Origin of the sequence: Aquamicrobium defluvii (assembly GCF_004363725.1) — a bacterium.
In the GTDB taxonomy this organism is placed as follows: domain Bacteria; phylum Pseudomonadota; class Alphaproteobacteria; order Rhizobiales; family Rhizobiaceae; genus Mesorhizobium; species Mesorhizobium defluvii.
Genome location: NZ_SNZF01000016.1, coordinates 57,113 through 70,769, shown reverse-complemented (window position 1 = coordinate 70,769; position 13,657 = coordinate 57,113). Strand labels below are relative to the sequence as shown.

The window sequence follows — 13,657 nt, the reverse complement described above, 5'->3', positions numbered from 1 at the left end:
TCAGATACATAATCTTTGCTTTGGTGTGATGGGGGCAAGCGCTCGCGAATTCCTGGCCGCAGAGGGAAATGGAGGCTTCACGTCATGCGCATAAAACTAGTTGGATGACCAAACTGTTAGGCGTGCGCCGTACTGACGCTAAAATCGATTGCCTCAAGCCGTGGTGTAAAACGAATACGGCTTAAGATCACGGGGGCTTTTATGTCGGGAGAACTGTACCTTGAAGTCGCTCGCTAATCTAAACTCGATTCCAGTTGTACCGTATTGCGCGGCTATGACCGACGATCCTGAAGAGATCCTCCGTTTTGCCGTCGATAGTGCAGAAAGCGGTCTTGGAACCGCGCTCGTCACTTTAGTGGAAATCCGAGGAGGATCTTCTCGCGCACTTGGTGCTCAGATGGCTGTTTGCGCGGATGGGGGTTACAGTGGCTATGTCTCAGGAGGCTGCACCGAAGCTGCGGTCGCAGCGGAAGCACTCGAAGCGATTGGTAAAGGCGTCGACAGGTATCTTCTGCTAGGTGAAGGATCGCGCTTTTTCGACATTGTTCTTCCGTGCGGCGGTGGCATTACTCTGGCAATTCACGTGTTGAAAGATGCTACGGCTGTACGCGAAGTTCTTTTCGAGCTTCGATCGCGCAGGCGCACCGCCCTCGGCTATGACCCGGACCGTCAGTCGCTTACCGTCATGGTGCCGACCACTGGGACGCGCTGGATTGGACGCCTGTTCATGCGGGACTATAGACCCAGGGCAAAGCTTCTTTTATGCGGGCGCGGCATTGAGCTCGATGCGGCAACGCGGCTTGCTACGGCTACGGCGTTCGAACGCTTGTCGTTTGATGGTCAGTCAACTGTGAAGATTGATGAATTCATCGACCAGGACACGGCGGTCGCACTGTTGTTTCACGATATCGATCAAGAGATGCCTTTCCTTAAATCAGCGCTGGCACGGGAACCGTTCTATATCGGTGCTTTAGGAAGTCGGCGAACTCACGAAAAACGTTGCGGAGTTCTGCGGACACTGGGATATAGCCAAAGCCAGCTCGCCCGAATCAAGGCGCCAATAGGAATGTTTGGTCCCACTCGTGATGCTCGTACGCTGGCACTATCTGTCCTGGCGGACATTGCTGCCGCGTACTCCGCTCAATCTGACTGAAGCGTTTCCTCAACAAGGAGCGATAGACAATTGACCATGCAGATCGAGAGAAGGCCGCGTTCGCGCGACCCGATTTCTGTCGCGATCATCCTCCTTGCGGCCGGCAGAGCGAGCCGTATGGGTGTGGGAGGAACGCACAAGCTGCTTGCCGAATTCGCCGGCGTACCCCTCGTGCGCAGATCTGCAGAACGTGCTATTTCAAGCGGCGCCAACTCTGTGACGGTTGTCACCGGTTATCGGCACGAGGAAATCCAGGCCGCCTTGGATGGCCTTGACCTCGATCTTGCCCACAATCCCGATTTTGCTTCTGGCATGGCAAGCTCGCTAAAACGGGGTTTTGGCGCCTCGAAGCCTCGCCGGGCCGACGGCGTCCTAGTGATGCTTGCCGATATGCCTGATGTCACCGCCGGTGATCTTACAACCCTGATCTCCGCATTCCGGACTGCTGGCGGCCACGCGGTCGTGCGTGCGGCCTCTCAGGGAAAGCGCGGCAATCCCGTCATTCTGCCGCAGTCGCTGCATGAAGAGGTGACCCTGCTTGAAGGCGATGTCGGCGCCCGCCAAATCATCGAATCTTGCGGCCTTGCTGTTATCGAGGTCGAAATCGGCGATGGCGCTGTTCTCGATGTCGATACGCCGGAAGCGGTGATTGCAGCCGGAGGCGTACTGAAGTAACAGCGAGATGCTGCCCGGTCATCATGGGGCTTGGGCCGTTGGCCGAATTCCTTGGCTGAAGTCCTATTCCCTGGCTTTACGCCCGCCCCCCGCTCCCCGTTGACCGCTTGGCGGAAACCGTGCCGCCATGGATGGCCCACCGGGCTGCGAGCGCCTCCATAGTCGGCCCGAGGCCACGTGCCTATCGGTGATGGCATATTCGGCGCGTGGCGGCACCTCGGAGAAGATCGTCCTCGACACGAGCCCATCCCCCTCCAGCTCCCGCAGCTGGGCTGTGAAAATGTGCTGTGTGATGCCTGGGATCGCCTTGCGTAACTCGCCAAAGCGGTAGATCCGCTGGTTTAGAGCGGCGGGCGGATTTTTTGAATCTTCAGGGATTCCCCAGACTGCCGGTTTCATGATTCTATGGGACAGGAGGTGCTTCGATGACCCATAGCTATTCTCTTGATCTTCGCCAGCGGATTGTTGATGCGATAGATCAGGGCCGATCGAGACGCGGTGCAGCCGCAGATTTCAGCGTTTCGCCAGCAACGGCGGTTCGGTTCAAGCAACGACTTGATCGGACAGGCTCCCTCGAGCCGTCACAACGCGGCCGGCCACGTGAGAGCGGCAAGCTTGGGCCTTACCGCGATGTCATCATTGCGAAGGTAGATGCTCAGCCGGACATCACGATGCCTGACCTGGCGGTATGGTTGGAAGCACAACACGGCGTGAGTGCTGATCCCTCGAACCTGTCCAAGATGCTTTGCCGCGCGGGACACACTTATAAAAAAAACACTGATGGCAGCGGAACGCGCTCGCGCAGATGTACGCCAGGAGCGCGATGAGTGGGTTACTCATCGCCAACCTGCAATGCACAAGAACCCTGGTCGGCTGATTTTCATCGACGAAACGTCAATCAAAACCAACATGACGCCTACACGAGGCAGAAGCAAAAAAGGTGAGCGTCTTCAGGCTGATGCGCCATTTGGCAAATGGCACACCCAGACCTTCATCGCCGGCCTGCGTTGTGACGCCATAACGGCTCCCTTCGTCGTCGATGGTGCGATGGATGGTGATAAGTTCGACACCTATGTGCGCACCCAGCTCGCACCAACACTCAGGCCCGGTGATGTGGTCATCTGGGATAATCTCAACGTTCACAAAAGCCCGAGAGCCGCTGCGTCCATTGCTGAGAGAAAGGCGTGGCTTCTCTTTCTCCCCCGGTATTCCCCGGATTTCAATCCTATTGAAATGGCCTTCGCCAAACTTAAGACCTTGCTGCGAAAAGAAAAAGCAAGATCTTACGATGAACTATGGAGGGCCGTCGGCAAAATCTATCACCTGTTCAGCCCGCAGGAATGCTGGAATTACTTCAAAGAAGCCGGGTGCGTTGCAGTTTAATCGCCCGCCGCTCTAGGTGTGAATCTCATCGGGATTCCCAGCAACCGACGAATGAATCTCTTGCGCAAACTGGAGGTTTGCGATGGGTTCAGCGATTTCTTTGCGGGCGGATTTCGACGGGGCCAGGTTGCGGCTTTTGGCCCGGCGGACACGCGATGCCGATCAGGCGCGCCGGTTTCTGTCGCTTGCATCGATCTATGATGGTGGCTCACGCGCGGATGCCGCCCGGCTTGGCACTGTGACGGTTCAGATAGTGCGCGACTTGGTGGTGCGTTTCAATGATCGTGGTCCCGAGGGTCTGTTCAACGGCAAGGCCCCAAGCAAGCCGTCTCTCCTGAACGACGAACAGCGAGTGGCGTAGTCGTTCGGCCAGAAGCAGACCGGCCGCGCCGCCGGCATACACGAGGAACGCGGCACTGAGTGAACGGCGAGATCCAACAGCTCTGACGATAGTGGCGGATAGCAGACTGCTGGCCGCGACCATCGCCGTCATGGGAGGCAGGGCCACGCCGGTTTCGAGGGCCCCCCATTGCTAGATGCGAGGCTCAATACGAAAATTCTCGGTCTCGACCGTCCTTCCGCCAACGAAGAAGCTGCCCTGGCTTTGAAGAACGAGCGGTTCCGCAGAAGGCTTGAGATCGGAGAGTGCTTGTGCCGAGGCGCTCGCGGACGCAAACATGAGTGTGATGAAGGCAGCGCTCCGCATCAAAGACAGCGTATTCATAAATATCCTTTGTGTGACTGTGTCTGGTTGTCTCAGCAAGAGGACGCGACTGGAGTGGTGCGATATTGCACATCCTCTTCTTATAACCGTATATTACCCAAGCCTGATCTCTTTTAAACTGGCGGTGGTCGCACGACAGATGTGAGAAAACGCACCATGGATCACTGGGATGAAGTCCGCATGTTTCTGGCTGTCGCAGAAGGCGGCACGGTGCGGGCGGCCGCGGACGCACTTGCCGTCAATCACGCAACGATCATCCGCGGCATTGGGCGCCTCGAAGAAAAGCTCAACACCAAACTTTTCGACAAGCTGCCGTCCGGATACAGACTGACGGATGCGGGGACTGACATCGTGGAGTTGGCCGGGCAGATGTCGATGGCGTCGTCTCAGATAGAGGCTAAGATTTTCGGGCGTGACCAGAGCGTCTCAGGACCTTTGAGGCTCACGCTCCCCGTTTCGTTTGCGACCGACCTGTTGATGCCAACTCTGGTGGAGTTCAGGGCTGCTTATCCTGATATCGCGCTGGAAATTATCGGCTCCTTGTCGGTGGTCAATCTCGGCAACCGGGAGGCGGACGTCGCCTTGCGCGTGGTCATCGGCGACGGAACTCCACCAGACAAACTCTATGGTACGAGGCTCTGCGAATTCCATACGGGCTTCTACGTCCAGCGAAATCTGATGACAGCCCGCTCGACCCCTGCAGCCTGGCTGTTGGGAACCAATGAGGTCATTCCGTCGGATTGGGATCCGCAAGGCGGGATCCGGATGACGACCACTCCGATCCGATTTGCAGAGATGCGATCGCAGTTCGAAGCCGCCCGCGCGGGCATGGGGATTACAGTCTTGCCGTGCTTTCTGGGCGACGCCGATCCCATGCTTGTCCGCGTGCCAGGAAGTCCGGTCAAACCCACCGGCGACATATGGTTGCTGACACATAGCGACACGCGGCAAACAAAGCGCGTGCGGCTCCTTTGTGATCACATCCGCACCGCGATGCAAGGTTTCGCTGGAAGAATGGCGGGACGGATCGAAAGTGGCGACTCCGAGCTTCTTTAATTGCAGCCGGCATGAACGCTTCGGCGGTCCGAGAAATTCCTCGCCCTGACCTTCAATGTGATGGTCCGCTGAAAAGATGTGGCTCGAGCAGCTCCCCAATCGTGAGATTCTGTAGAAAGCGGCATTCTGACGATCACCTTGCTTCCGTGTGTATCGGAAGGCGGAGGATTGATGCGGCATTACGCAGCCATCGCGCGGAATATCGCACCATAGCGTAGAATCGGCGGGGCAGCGGGACGAGATGGTTTCTAACGACCGATACTACTTCATCGCCGGTGAAGTGGTATCGGTCATGGTTGATGCTCCGGCCCCGAATTCAGAAGATCCCTAAATTTGATGGGGTTCGAACGTAAGCGGTGTTCTCAGACCACGGCCTTTGCGATGGGCTTCTCGGCATAGGCCCAGGGCATAAGGTCATCGATCCGGCTATTAGGATGGCCGTTGACGACCCTCGTGATGACGTCGGTCAGGTAGGCCATCGGCTCGACGCCGTTTAGCTTGGCCGTTTCAATGAGCGAAGCGATGGTCGCCCAATGTTCGGCTCCGGCGTCAGAGCCGGCGAACAACGCGTTCTTCCTATTGAGGGCTATCGGCCTGATGGAACGCTCGACGGTGTTGGAGTCGATCTCGATGCGGCCGTCATCGATGAAGCGGGTGAGCCCGTCCCAGCGTGAGAGCGCGTAGCGGATGGCTTCGGCGAGCTTGGTCTTCTGGCTGATAAGGGCGAGATGCTCGGTCAGCCAGGGCGCGAGGTCGTCAACGATCGGGCGGCTCATTTCCTGCCGGACAGCGCGGCGTTCCTCGTGCGTCCTGCCGCGGATATCGTCCTCGATCTTGTAGAGCTCGGCGATACGCCTGAGCGCTTCGCTGGCGATGGGCGCAGGACCGGCGGTCGACAACTCATAAAATCGCCGTCGCACGTGGCTCCAGCAGAATGCCAGAGACACGCTGTTGCCGGCGGCGAGCGCTCGATAGCCCACGTATCCGTCCACCTGCAGGACGCCGACGAAGCCATTGAGATGCGCCATCGGCCGTTCGCTCTTGCGATCAGGCGCATAGACATAGACAACGCCGGGCGGATCGGTCCCCTGCCATGGTCGGTCATCGCGAGCGTATGCCCATAGCTGCCCGGTCTTCGTCCTTCCCCGACCAGGATCGAGCACCGGGGCGGTCGTCTCGTCGGCGAAGAGCTTGGACGAGGCCCTCAGATGCTCGAGCAACCTTTGATGAACCGGGCGCAGGTGCCAGGCGGCGCGACCGACCCAGTCGGCAAGTGTCGAGCGGTCGAGGTCGATACCCTGGCGCTTATAGATTTGCGCCTGTCTGTAGAGCGGCAGGTGATCGGCGTATTTGGAGACCAGCACCTGGGCGACGGTCGCTTCAGTCGGAATGCCACCTTCGATCAACCGCGCGGGAGCTGCCGCCTGGACGACGACTTCCTCGCAGGCCCGGCATGCATATTTGGGACGACGCGTTACCAGAACGCGGAACTGGGCTGGCACGATGTCGAGCTTCTCGCTGACGTCTTCGCCGATCCGATGCAGGCCTTTGCCACAGCAGGGGCAGTCATGGCTTTCGATGTCGATGACTACATCGATGCGCGGCAGATGGGCAGGAAGGGCACCACGGTTTGTCCGCCGCCTGGCAACCCGTTCCCGGCGCAGATCGCTCGATGCCTGCTCCCTATCTTCCAGACCGTCCGCCTCGACCTGTTCGGCCTCTTCGAGCCCAAGGAGAAGCTGATCTTCTGGAAGCGTCTCAGCGCGACGGCCAAAGCGATGACGCTGCAATTCCTTGATGATCTGTCGCAGTCGGGCGTTCTCGAGCTCGCGCGAAAGCACCATGGCCTTGAGCGCGTTCAGGTCGTCGGGAAGCTCGTCGGCCGTCATCGTCATGGCACGACAACAGCACACTTCGACGCCCAGGACGAGGGTGTTGACGCGGCTGATTCAATAGGTCGCGGCGGCTATCCGGCCGTCTGCGGGACACGCGCCTCGATCGGCGCATGAACGCGCTTCCAGTCCAGCCCCTCGAACAAGGCCGAGAACTGGGCGGCGGTCAGGCGCATTGCGCCGTCCTGCATTTTGGGCCAATGGAACTCACCATCCTCAAGCCTCTTGGACACCAGGCATACGCCGCTGCCATCCCAGAAGACCAGCTTGATCCGGTCCGCGCGCTTGGCCCGGAATACGTAGATCGTGCCGGAGAACGGGTCGGCACCCATCTCGGCCTTGACCAGCGCCGCCAGGCCCTCCGCGCCTTTGCGGAAGTCGACAGGCCGGGTGGCGACCATGACCTTTACCGCTCCCGAAGGCCCGATCACGACTGTGCCTTCACGGCCTGAATGACGGCGGCAATCGTAGCAGCGTCCGCGCCAGATGCGATCCTCACGATCGCCCCGCCGATCTCCAATTCGATTGCGCCGCTGCTGCTCGACTTCTTTCTCGAGGCACGCGCCGGTTCCGGCTCTTTCGCTTCAGGCTTCGTAGGCACGTCAAGAACCGCTGGCGCAAACATCGGAACGGCCTCGACGACCGGCACAGCTTCTAGCGGCTTGCGGGCGAGACGACGCCAGGTGAACAATTGCTGCGGGGTCAATCCATGACGCCGAGCCACGGCGCAGACCGTCACGCCCGGCTCATAACTCTCGGCGACGATCTCAGCCTTGCGCTCATCGCTCCACTCGCGCCGACGACCGCTGCCCGTGAAGACCTCGAACCGCCGAACCGGCTCTTCATCGCTGGATGTAAGCGTAAGCTGTGAAATTGACATATGTCCAAGCCCTCGTTCGGGGCCAACATCGTCAATCAGGCTCTGATCCGGAAGGTGGGGCCAAGACACCGCTTACGTTCGAACCGCTGTCCTCCATTTTTCTGGACTCGACTCAAATTGCTTGGAATGCTTCATTGCCGCTCGGAGGACTGAGCATGGCATACGAGTGGGACGAAGGCCGCGCGCGAAAATTGCGCCTGATCAAGCTGGCATCTGCGTGGGCATTGACCGCGTCAGCGCTCAGTGTCCCTATCGCCTTGCTTTTGACCGCATCTCCTCTGTAGTCGCTCCCCCGAGCTCACTGAAAATTCCTGCTCTTCACTTTCAGCGTGTCGATGTGCAGGTCAGGTATATAAATTTCCCGAGCCTTGACGCCCATCGGCGGCCGCTCGCGACTGTCCGGACTGTCCGGTGAACCATGGGCGAACTCGTCGCCGCGTCCTGATGGCAGCCGGAAGGTATCCCGCTCGCCAAGGCTCGCCAGATCGCTGGTCAGATCGAACAGCCGTTGCGCCACCAGATGCACGACGCCGCCTTCCCGTTGGATCTTGCCGTTGATCGCCATCATCGCGGATCCGAGCACGACACGGCGCTGTCTTTCAAACAAGCTCGGCCAGACGACGATATTGGCGACCCCGGTTTCATCCTCGATGGTCATGAACATGACGCCTTTGGCGCTACCGGGCTTCTGCCGGACCAGAACAAGGCCGGCTGTCATCAGCCAGCGACCATCCCGCGCCGAGGTCGCCTCGGCGCATGTGACGATGTTTCGGCGAGCGAGATCCCCGCGCAGGAAACTGACCGGATGGGCGCGCAGCGTCACGCCGGTATGGCCGTAGTCCTCCACGACATTGGCGCCTTCCGTCATTTGCCGGAGCGCCACATCCGGTTCCTGCTGCTCGGCGATCACCGCCCGCTCGCGATCGGCAGCCGCGGCGAATAGTGGAAGTGGCTCGTCGCGTAAGGCCTTGATCGCCCAAAGCGCGTCGCGTCTTTCAAGTTTGAGAGAAGGTCGAAAAGCATCAGCTTCGGCAAGCTTTACGAGGGAGGCCGACGACACGCCGGCGCGCCGCCACATGTCATCGATGGAAACGAAGGGCACGTCGCCACGCGCCACCGCAATTTTCGCTGCATCCTGTTCGGGTAGGCCCTTTACCAAACGCATACCGAGACGCACCGCATGGTCGTCGGTTCCCCTGATCTCTTCCAGCGTGCAATCCCACCGCGAACGATTGACGCAGACCGGCCGGATTGCAACACCGTGGGCACGCGCATCGGTGACGATCTGCGCTGGCGCATAGAACCCCATTGGCTGCGCATTGATGAGGGCCGCACAGAACACATCCGGATAGTGGCATTTGATATAGGACGAGGCGTAGGCGATCAGGGCAAACGAAGCGGCGTGGCTTTCCGGAAAGCCATAGGAGCCAAAGCCCTCGAGCTGCGAGAAGGTTTTTTCGGCAAACTCTTCCGTGTAGCCGTTCTTCACCATCCCCTGGACGAGCTTGTCCTTGAACTTGCTGACCCCGCCGGTGAACTTGAATGTCGCCATCGAGCGTCTGAGCGCATCGGCCTCGCCGGCGGTAAAGCCCGCGCAGACGATCGCCACCTTCATGGCGCTTTCCTGAAACAATGGCACGCCCAGCGTCTTGCCAAGGACGGCCTCCAGTTCAGGCTTCGGATAGACGACCGCTTCCTTGCCCTCGCGCCGTCTCAGATAAGGATGCACCATGTCACCCTGGATCGGCCCGGGGCGAACGATCGCCACCTGGATGACCAGGTCATAATAGGTCTGAGGTTTCAGCCGCGGCAGCATCGACATCTGCGCGCGGGATTCGATTTGGAAGGTCCCGAGCGTGTCGGCCTTGCGGATCATCGCACAGGTCGGCGCATCTTCCGGCTCGATGGTGGCGAGATCCAGCGTTATCCCCTTGTGCTCCTGCAAAAGGGCAAAGCCCTTGGCCATGCAGGTGAGCATTCCCAAGGCAAGCACGTCCACCTTCATGAACTTGAGCGCCTCGATGTCATCCTTGTCCCACTCGATCGTTTGTCGATCCTGCATGCGCGCCTGTTCGATCGGCACCAGTTCGTCGAGCCGGTCGTTGGTCAAAACGAAGCCGCCGGGGTGTTGACCGAGATGACGGGGTGCGCCCATCAGTTGCTGCGCCAGTTCCAACGTCAGCCGCAGGCGGCGGTCGGACATGTTCATGCTCAGCTCGTTGACCTGCTTTTCGCCGACGCCCTCCTTGCTCCAGCCCCAGACACCGGCCGACAGCGCCGTGATCATGTCTTCGGGCAGGCCGAGCACCTTGCCGACATCGCGAAGCGCACCCTTGGCGCGGTAGCGGGTGACGGTCGCGCAGAGGGCGGCCTTCTGCCGGCCGTAGGTCTTGTAGATCCACTGGATCACCTCTTCGCGTCTGGCATGTTCGAAATCAACGTCGATGTCGGGCGGCTCGTTGCGCTCGGCTGAGATAAAGCGTTCGAACAGCAGATCGTTTGCGGCCGGATCGATCGCCGTGATCCCCAGCACATAACAGACGGCGGAATTGGCGGCGCTGCCCCGGCCCTGGCACAGGATGCTCTGCGAGCGCGCGTAGCGGACGATGCTATAGACCGTCAGAAAGTAAGGCGCGTAGTCGAGTGTGCGGATCAGATCGAGTTCGTGATGGAGGGTCTTCACCACATCATCCGGCACCCCTTCTGGGTAGCGATCACGCACGCCCTCCCAGGTGAACTTCTCCAGTGTCTGCTGTGCCGTCAATCCGGGGATGATCGCTTCCTCCGGATATTGGTATGTCAGCTCGTTCATGTCGAAGCGACAGCGATCGACAATCTCGCGGGTACGGGCGAGTGCCTCGGGGTATCGGCCGAACAGACGATGCATTTCCTCCGGCGGCTTCAAAAAACGATCGGCATGCCGTTCGCGCAAGAACCCGGCCCGGTCGATGGTGGTGCGATGGCGAATGCAGGTGACGACATCCTGCAGCTGTCGCCTGCCCGGCTCATGAAACAGCACGTCATTGGTGACGACCGGCCGGACCTTTTGCCGTATCGCCAGGGTGTTGAGCTCGTGCAGGCGCAGTTGATCGTTCGGCCGCCGGCGCAGCGTCAGTGCCATATAGGCGCGGTCGCCAAATATCTCCTTCACCTTGCGCAGCTGGACGGCGCAGGCGTCATCGGCCTCGTCGGGGATCAGGACGGCGAGCAGGCCCTCTGCATAAAGGGCAACATCCGTCAGATCGAGGATGCAGTTGCCCTTGCCGCCCCGCTCCTTGCCGAGTGACAGAAGCCGGCATAGCCTCGAATAGGCCACCCGGTCCGTCGGATAGATCAGCATCGACATGCCGTCTGTCAGATCGAGCCTGCAGCCAACAACCAGCCGGACACCGGTTTCCTTGGCCGCTTCCCAGGCCCGCACGATGCCGGCCAGGCTGTTGCGATCGACGATACCAAGCGCCTCGATGCCAATTTCCTTGGCCCTCGCAAACAGCTCATCGCAGCCTGACGCGCCGCGCAGGAAGGAAAAATGACTGGTGACCTGGAGCTCGGCGTAGCGCATCAGCCATAGATCCCGTGCAGAAACCATTTGGCCGTTCCGGTCGTGGGGTCCACACCGTCGCCGGAGCGATAGACCCAGAAGCGATTGCCGTCCTCGTCCTCGACGGAATAGTAGTCCCTGACCGCCTCCATCTCGGAGGAACGAACCCACCATTCGCCAAAGACACGTTCCGGCCCATCGCCGCGCTTGATGCGCCGACGTTTTCCCCGCCAGGTCATTGATGCCGGCGGATGGTCGGGTGTGAGCGCAATCACCTGGATCCGTTCCGGGTGCGCCAGCATCCGGCTCGGCCGCGGCCAGCGGGTCGGCCAGGCCTGACCCAGTTTTGCGGAAACGGGGGAGACACGTCCGACATTGCGCTCGGGAACGTCGCTCTCGACCGGAGCCAGCCGGTACATGCGCTGGCCGCGATTTCCAAGACTGTCGAGCAGCGGCGTGACGTCGACGATGGTTTCTTCGACCAGCGAGGAGATCGACTGCTTCTCTTCAAACGGTTCGATCATCGTCGCGGCAAGGGAAAGTTTTTCGATACCGAAACCGGGATCTATCTTCTCGATGCTGGAACAGAGTAGCTTTGTCAGGTGTGGAATATCGCGCACCGGCTTGGCCGTGCCGGCACGCAGGGACTGCAATGTGTTGTCGACGCGGTAGACGATGAGATCGGCGCGGCGAACGCCCTGCGCGCGCGTCTCCAATGCCGCGCAGAGTTCGACCACCAGCTTGCCGATATATTTGGCGATGGTCTCGGCCGCACCGATCGGCTCGGAAAAGGATCTGACCACTTCGACCAGTTCCGCGGTGCGAATGGGGTCGATCGGTTCGACGACACGCCCGAACATCTGATCGAGCCTGCGGCCGACCTCCGGCCCGAAGCGCAGTGTCAGAGGCGCCCGCGGCGTTGCGGAAAGCTCGCCAACGGTGCGAAACCCGAGCACCGCCAGACCGCTGACGATCTCGGAAGGCAGACGAAGGCTGGAAATCGGCAGATTGACGACAGCTTTGGCTGTCTCGCCAACCGGCACAATAATCACCTCACGCCGCGTGGCGCGGGCAATCGCATGGGCGCTGCCCCATGTGTCGGCAATGGCGCCGCGGGCCTGAAGACCGTGACCTCTCAGAGCGTTGACAAGACCAGTCAGCATCGGCAACTCGCCGCCGCGCAGATGGTCGGCGCCCTCGGTATCCATGACAATGCCATCGCGACCGTCCATTGCCACCACCGGCGTATATTGGCGCAGCATCCACAGTGCCAGGCGCTCGATCGCCGATGCATCACCTTGTCGGTCGGCATCGACGAGATGCAGGCCGGATATCATCGCCTGGGCTTTGGCGGCGGGCATGCCGATGCGGGCGCCCGCCTTGAAGGCCGCAGCGTCGATTGCGGCCACGGTGCGTTTTGACCCACTGCGCGCGACGACCACGACCGGTGTTTCAGGCAAAATTCCGGGATCGGCGCGCCTGATCCTGTCCGTCGCGAGCGTGGGGAGAAAGACTGATACGACCCGTGGCATCGCAGGCACCTATTTCAAATTCCGCGGCTTCTCCCGCTCTTGCTCTGATCAATTCCGCCAGCCACCGTGCCCGCCCGATACCGGGCACGGGCAGCGGCTCGGAGGGCAGAACGCTGATGCGCCATCGTGTCGTGGCGGCTGTCGGCTGCCCGAAATCAGCTGCCTCCGTCGGGCGCCGCCATCGTCGCAGCGCAATGCCGATCGTTCCTGAGGCCTCGGCCGCCAGCTGCAGGCGCCGCGAGGCGGTCATCGGTAAACGTACGAGTTCGGCGACGACGGCGCCAAGCCCGCCAAAACGCAGGCCCTCTTCGAAATTCGTGAGCACGTCCTCTTCCCGGTCAGCTTCGACATAGATCACCCGATCATGATGGAGGCCTGCCTGAGCCAATGCCGGCGCAAACAGATCCGGCCGTGTCAGGCACCAAAGGACGTCGCCTTTGGTGCGCGCGACGATCCCGGCGACAAACAGAGCGGCGGCCGCGCCATGGACCGCATCGGCGCCACCACCGGCCACTTCGTGCAAGGCGCCGCGGGCCAACCCACCACCGGGAAGCTTTGCATCGATCTCGGCAATTCCGAACGACAGCACCTCGCCCTTGCGCGCAGCTCCGCCTTCAAGCCGCCGGATGCGGTCCTGAAGCTCGGAAATGACGGGGTTGGCGGCAGTGATTGGCATCCGGTTCCTACATAAAGAGTGCATTTGCATAGCCAAAAAAAGCTGATATGTTCTGTTTTTGTTTTTTAAACGGCGATGAGTCAACGGGCAAGAATCGGGTGGACTGCAGCCGGCATCACGAGACGGCTGTTGCTCAATCGATTCA

General features: G+C 60.3%; 12 protein-coding genes and 1 pseudogene. 5 read left to right on the top strand and 8 right to left on the bottom strand.

Annotated features, from left to right (window positions below; all coding sequences use genetic code 11):
- Window positions 1-274 precede the first annotated feature (274 nt).
- Both DES43_RS13380 and DES43_RS13375 read left to right on the top strand, forming a co-directional pair.
- On the top strand, window positions 275-1,153 hold the full coding sequence (locus DES43_RS13380; protein ID WP_133675636.1) for an XdhC family protein: 879 nt from the start codon (window positions 275-277) through the stop codon (window positions 1,151-1,153).
- A gap of 36 nt (window positions 1,154-1,189) precedes the next feature.
- Complete coding sequence (locus DES43_RS13375; protein WP_133675634.1) at window positions 1,190-1,828, top strand: nucleotidyltransferase family protein; 639 nt, start codon at window positions 1,190-1,192, stop codon at window positions 1,826-1,828.
- Between the two features lie 76 nt (window positions 1,829-1,904).
- On the opposite strand, the pseudogene DES43_RS13370 reads toward DES43_RS13375, so the two are convergent.
- Window positions 1,905-2,173 (bottom strand): annotated as a pseudogene (locus DES43_RS13370) (winged helix-turn-helix transcriptional regulator); the annotation flags it as partial.
- Between the two features lie 80 nt (window positions 2,174-2,253).
- Here DES43_RS13370 and DES43_RS13365 point away from each other — a divergent pair.
- Together DES43_RS13365 and DES43_RS22420 are read left to right on the top strand one after the other, a co-directional pair.
- A protein-coding gene (locus DES43_RS13365; protein ID WP_133675571.1) for an IS630 family transposase occupies window positions 2,254-3,211 on the top strand; the annotation gives its coding sequence in 2 pieces (ribosomal slippage) (window positions 2,254-2,595 and window positions 2,597-3,211; 957 coding nt in all).
- An 82-nt stretch (window positions 3,212-3,293) separates the two neighbouring features.
- Complete coding sequence (locus DES43_RS22420) at window positions 3,294-3,572, top strand: COG3415 family protein (RefSeq protein WP_166647754.1); 279 nt, start codon at window positions 3,294-3,296, stop codon at window positions 3,570-3,572.
- A 171-nt stretch (window positions 3,573-3,743) separates the two neighbouring features.
- Here the strand turns inward: DES43_RS22420 and DES43_RS22415 are convergent, their stop codons facing one another.
- A complete protein-coding gene (locus DES43_RS22415) occupies window positions 3,744-3,935 on the bottom strand; it encodes a hypothetical protein (RefSeq protein WP_166647753.1) in 192 nt (63 codons plus the stop codon).
- Between the two features lie 156 nt (window positions 3,936-4,091).
- Between DES43_RS22415 and DES43_RS13355 the strand changes: the two genes are divergently transcribed.
- Complete coding sequence (locus DES43_RS13355) at window positions 4,092-4,991, top strand: LysR family transcriptional regulator (protein WP_133675566.1); 900 nt, start codon at window positions 4,092-4,094, stop codon at window positions 4,989-4,991.
- Between the two features lie 362 nt (window positions 4,992-5,353).
- On the opposite strand, the gene tnpC is transcribed toward DES43_RS13355, so the two are convergent.
- From tnpC to DES43_RS13325, 6 genes are all read right to left on the bottom strand, one after another.
- Window positions 5,354-6,886, bottom strand: a complete 1,533-nt coding sequence (gene tnpC, locus DES43_RS13350; RefSeq protein ID WP_133675564.1) for an IS66 family transposase — start codon at window positions 6,884-6,886, stop codon at window positions 5,354-5,356.
- Between the two features lie 71 nt (window positions 6,887-6,957).
- On the bottom strand, window positions 6,958-7,314 hold the full coding sequence (gene tnpB, locus DES43_RS13345; protein WP_133675562.1) for an IS66 family insertion sequence element accessory protein TnpB: 357 nt from the start codon (window positions 7,312-7,314) through the stop codon (window positions 6,958-6,960).
- A complete protein-coding gene (gene tnpA, locus DES43_RS13340) occupies window positions 7,311-7,763 on the bottom strand; it encodes an IS66-like element accessory protein TnpA (RefSeq protein WP_133675560.1) in 453 nt (150 codons plus the stop codon). Before tnpA ends, tnpB begins: the two co-directional genes overlap by 4 nt.
- Before the next feature lie 298 nt (window positions 7,764-8,061).
- Window positions 8,062-11,325: an error-prone DNA polymerase gene (locus DES43_RS13335; RefSeq protein ID WP_133675630.1), complete on the bottom strand. Its 3,264-nt coding sequence runs from the start codon at window positions 11,323-11,325 to the stop codon at window positions 8,062-8,064.
- Entirely contained in the window at window positions 11,325-12,836 is a 1,512-nt protein-coding gene (locus tag DES43_RS13330; protein WP_133675558.1) for a Y-family DNA polymerase, read from the bottom strand. The genes DES43_RS13335 and DES43_RS13330 overlap by 1 nt, the downstream gene beginning before the upstream one ends.
- Entirely contained in the window at window positions 12,757-13,512 is a 756-nt protein-coding gene (locus tag DES43_RS13325) for an ImuA family protein (protein WP_133675632.1), read from the bottom strand. Before DES43_RS13325 ends, DES43_RS13330 begins: the two co-directional genes overlap by 80 nt.
- Window positions 13,513-13,657: the final 145 nt, after the last annotated feature.

Bases quoted from the DNA above. Each gene is read 5' to 3' on its own strand.
- DES43_RS13380 (WP_133675636.1), top strand. From the start codon at position 275: ATGACCGACGATCCTGAAGAGATCCTCCGTTTTGCCGTCGATAGTGCA.
- DES43_RS13375 (WP_133675634.1), top strand. From the start codon at position 1,190: ATGCAGATCGAGAGAAGGCCGCGTTCGCGCGACCCGATTTCTGTCGCG.
- DES43_RS22420 (WP_166647754.1), top strand. From the start codon at position 3,294: ATGGGTTCAGCGATTTCTTTGCGGGCGGATTTCGACGGGGCCAGGTTG.
- DES43_RS22415 (WP_166647753.1), bottom strand. From the start codon at position 3,935: ATGAATACGCTGTCTTTGATGCGGAGCGCTGCCTTCATCACACTCATG.
- DES43_RS13355 (WP_133675566.1), top strand. From the start codon at position 4,092: ATGGATCACTGGGATGAAGTCCGCATGTTTCTGGCTGTCGCAGAAGGC.
- tnpC (WP_133675564.1), bottom strand. From the start codon at position 6,886: ATGACGATGACGGCCGACGAGCTTCCCGACGACCTGAACGCGCTCAAG.
- tnpA (WP_133675560.1), bottom strand. From the start codon at position 7,763: ATGTCAATTTCACAGCTTACGCTTACATCCAGCGATGAAGAGCCGGTT.
- DES43_RS13335 (WP_133675630.1), bottom strand. From the start codon at position 11,325: ATGCGCTACGCCGAGCTCCAGGTCACCAGTCATTTTTCCTTCCTGCGC.
- DES43_RS13330 (WP_133675558.1), bottom strand. From the start codon at position 12,836: ATGCCACGGGTCGTATCAGTCTTTCTCCCCACGCTCGCGACGGACAGG.
- DES43_RS13325 (WP_133675632.1), bottom strand. From the start codon at position 13,512: ATGCCAATCACTGCCGCCAACCCCGTCATTTCCGAGCTTCAGGACCGC.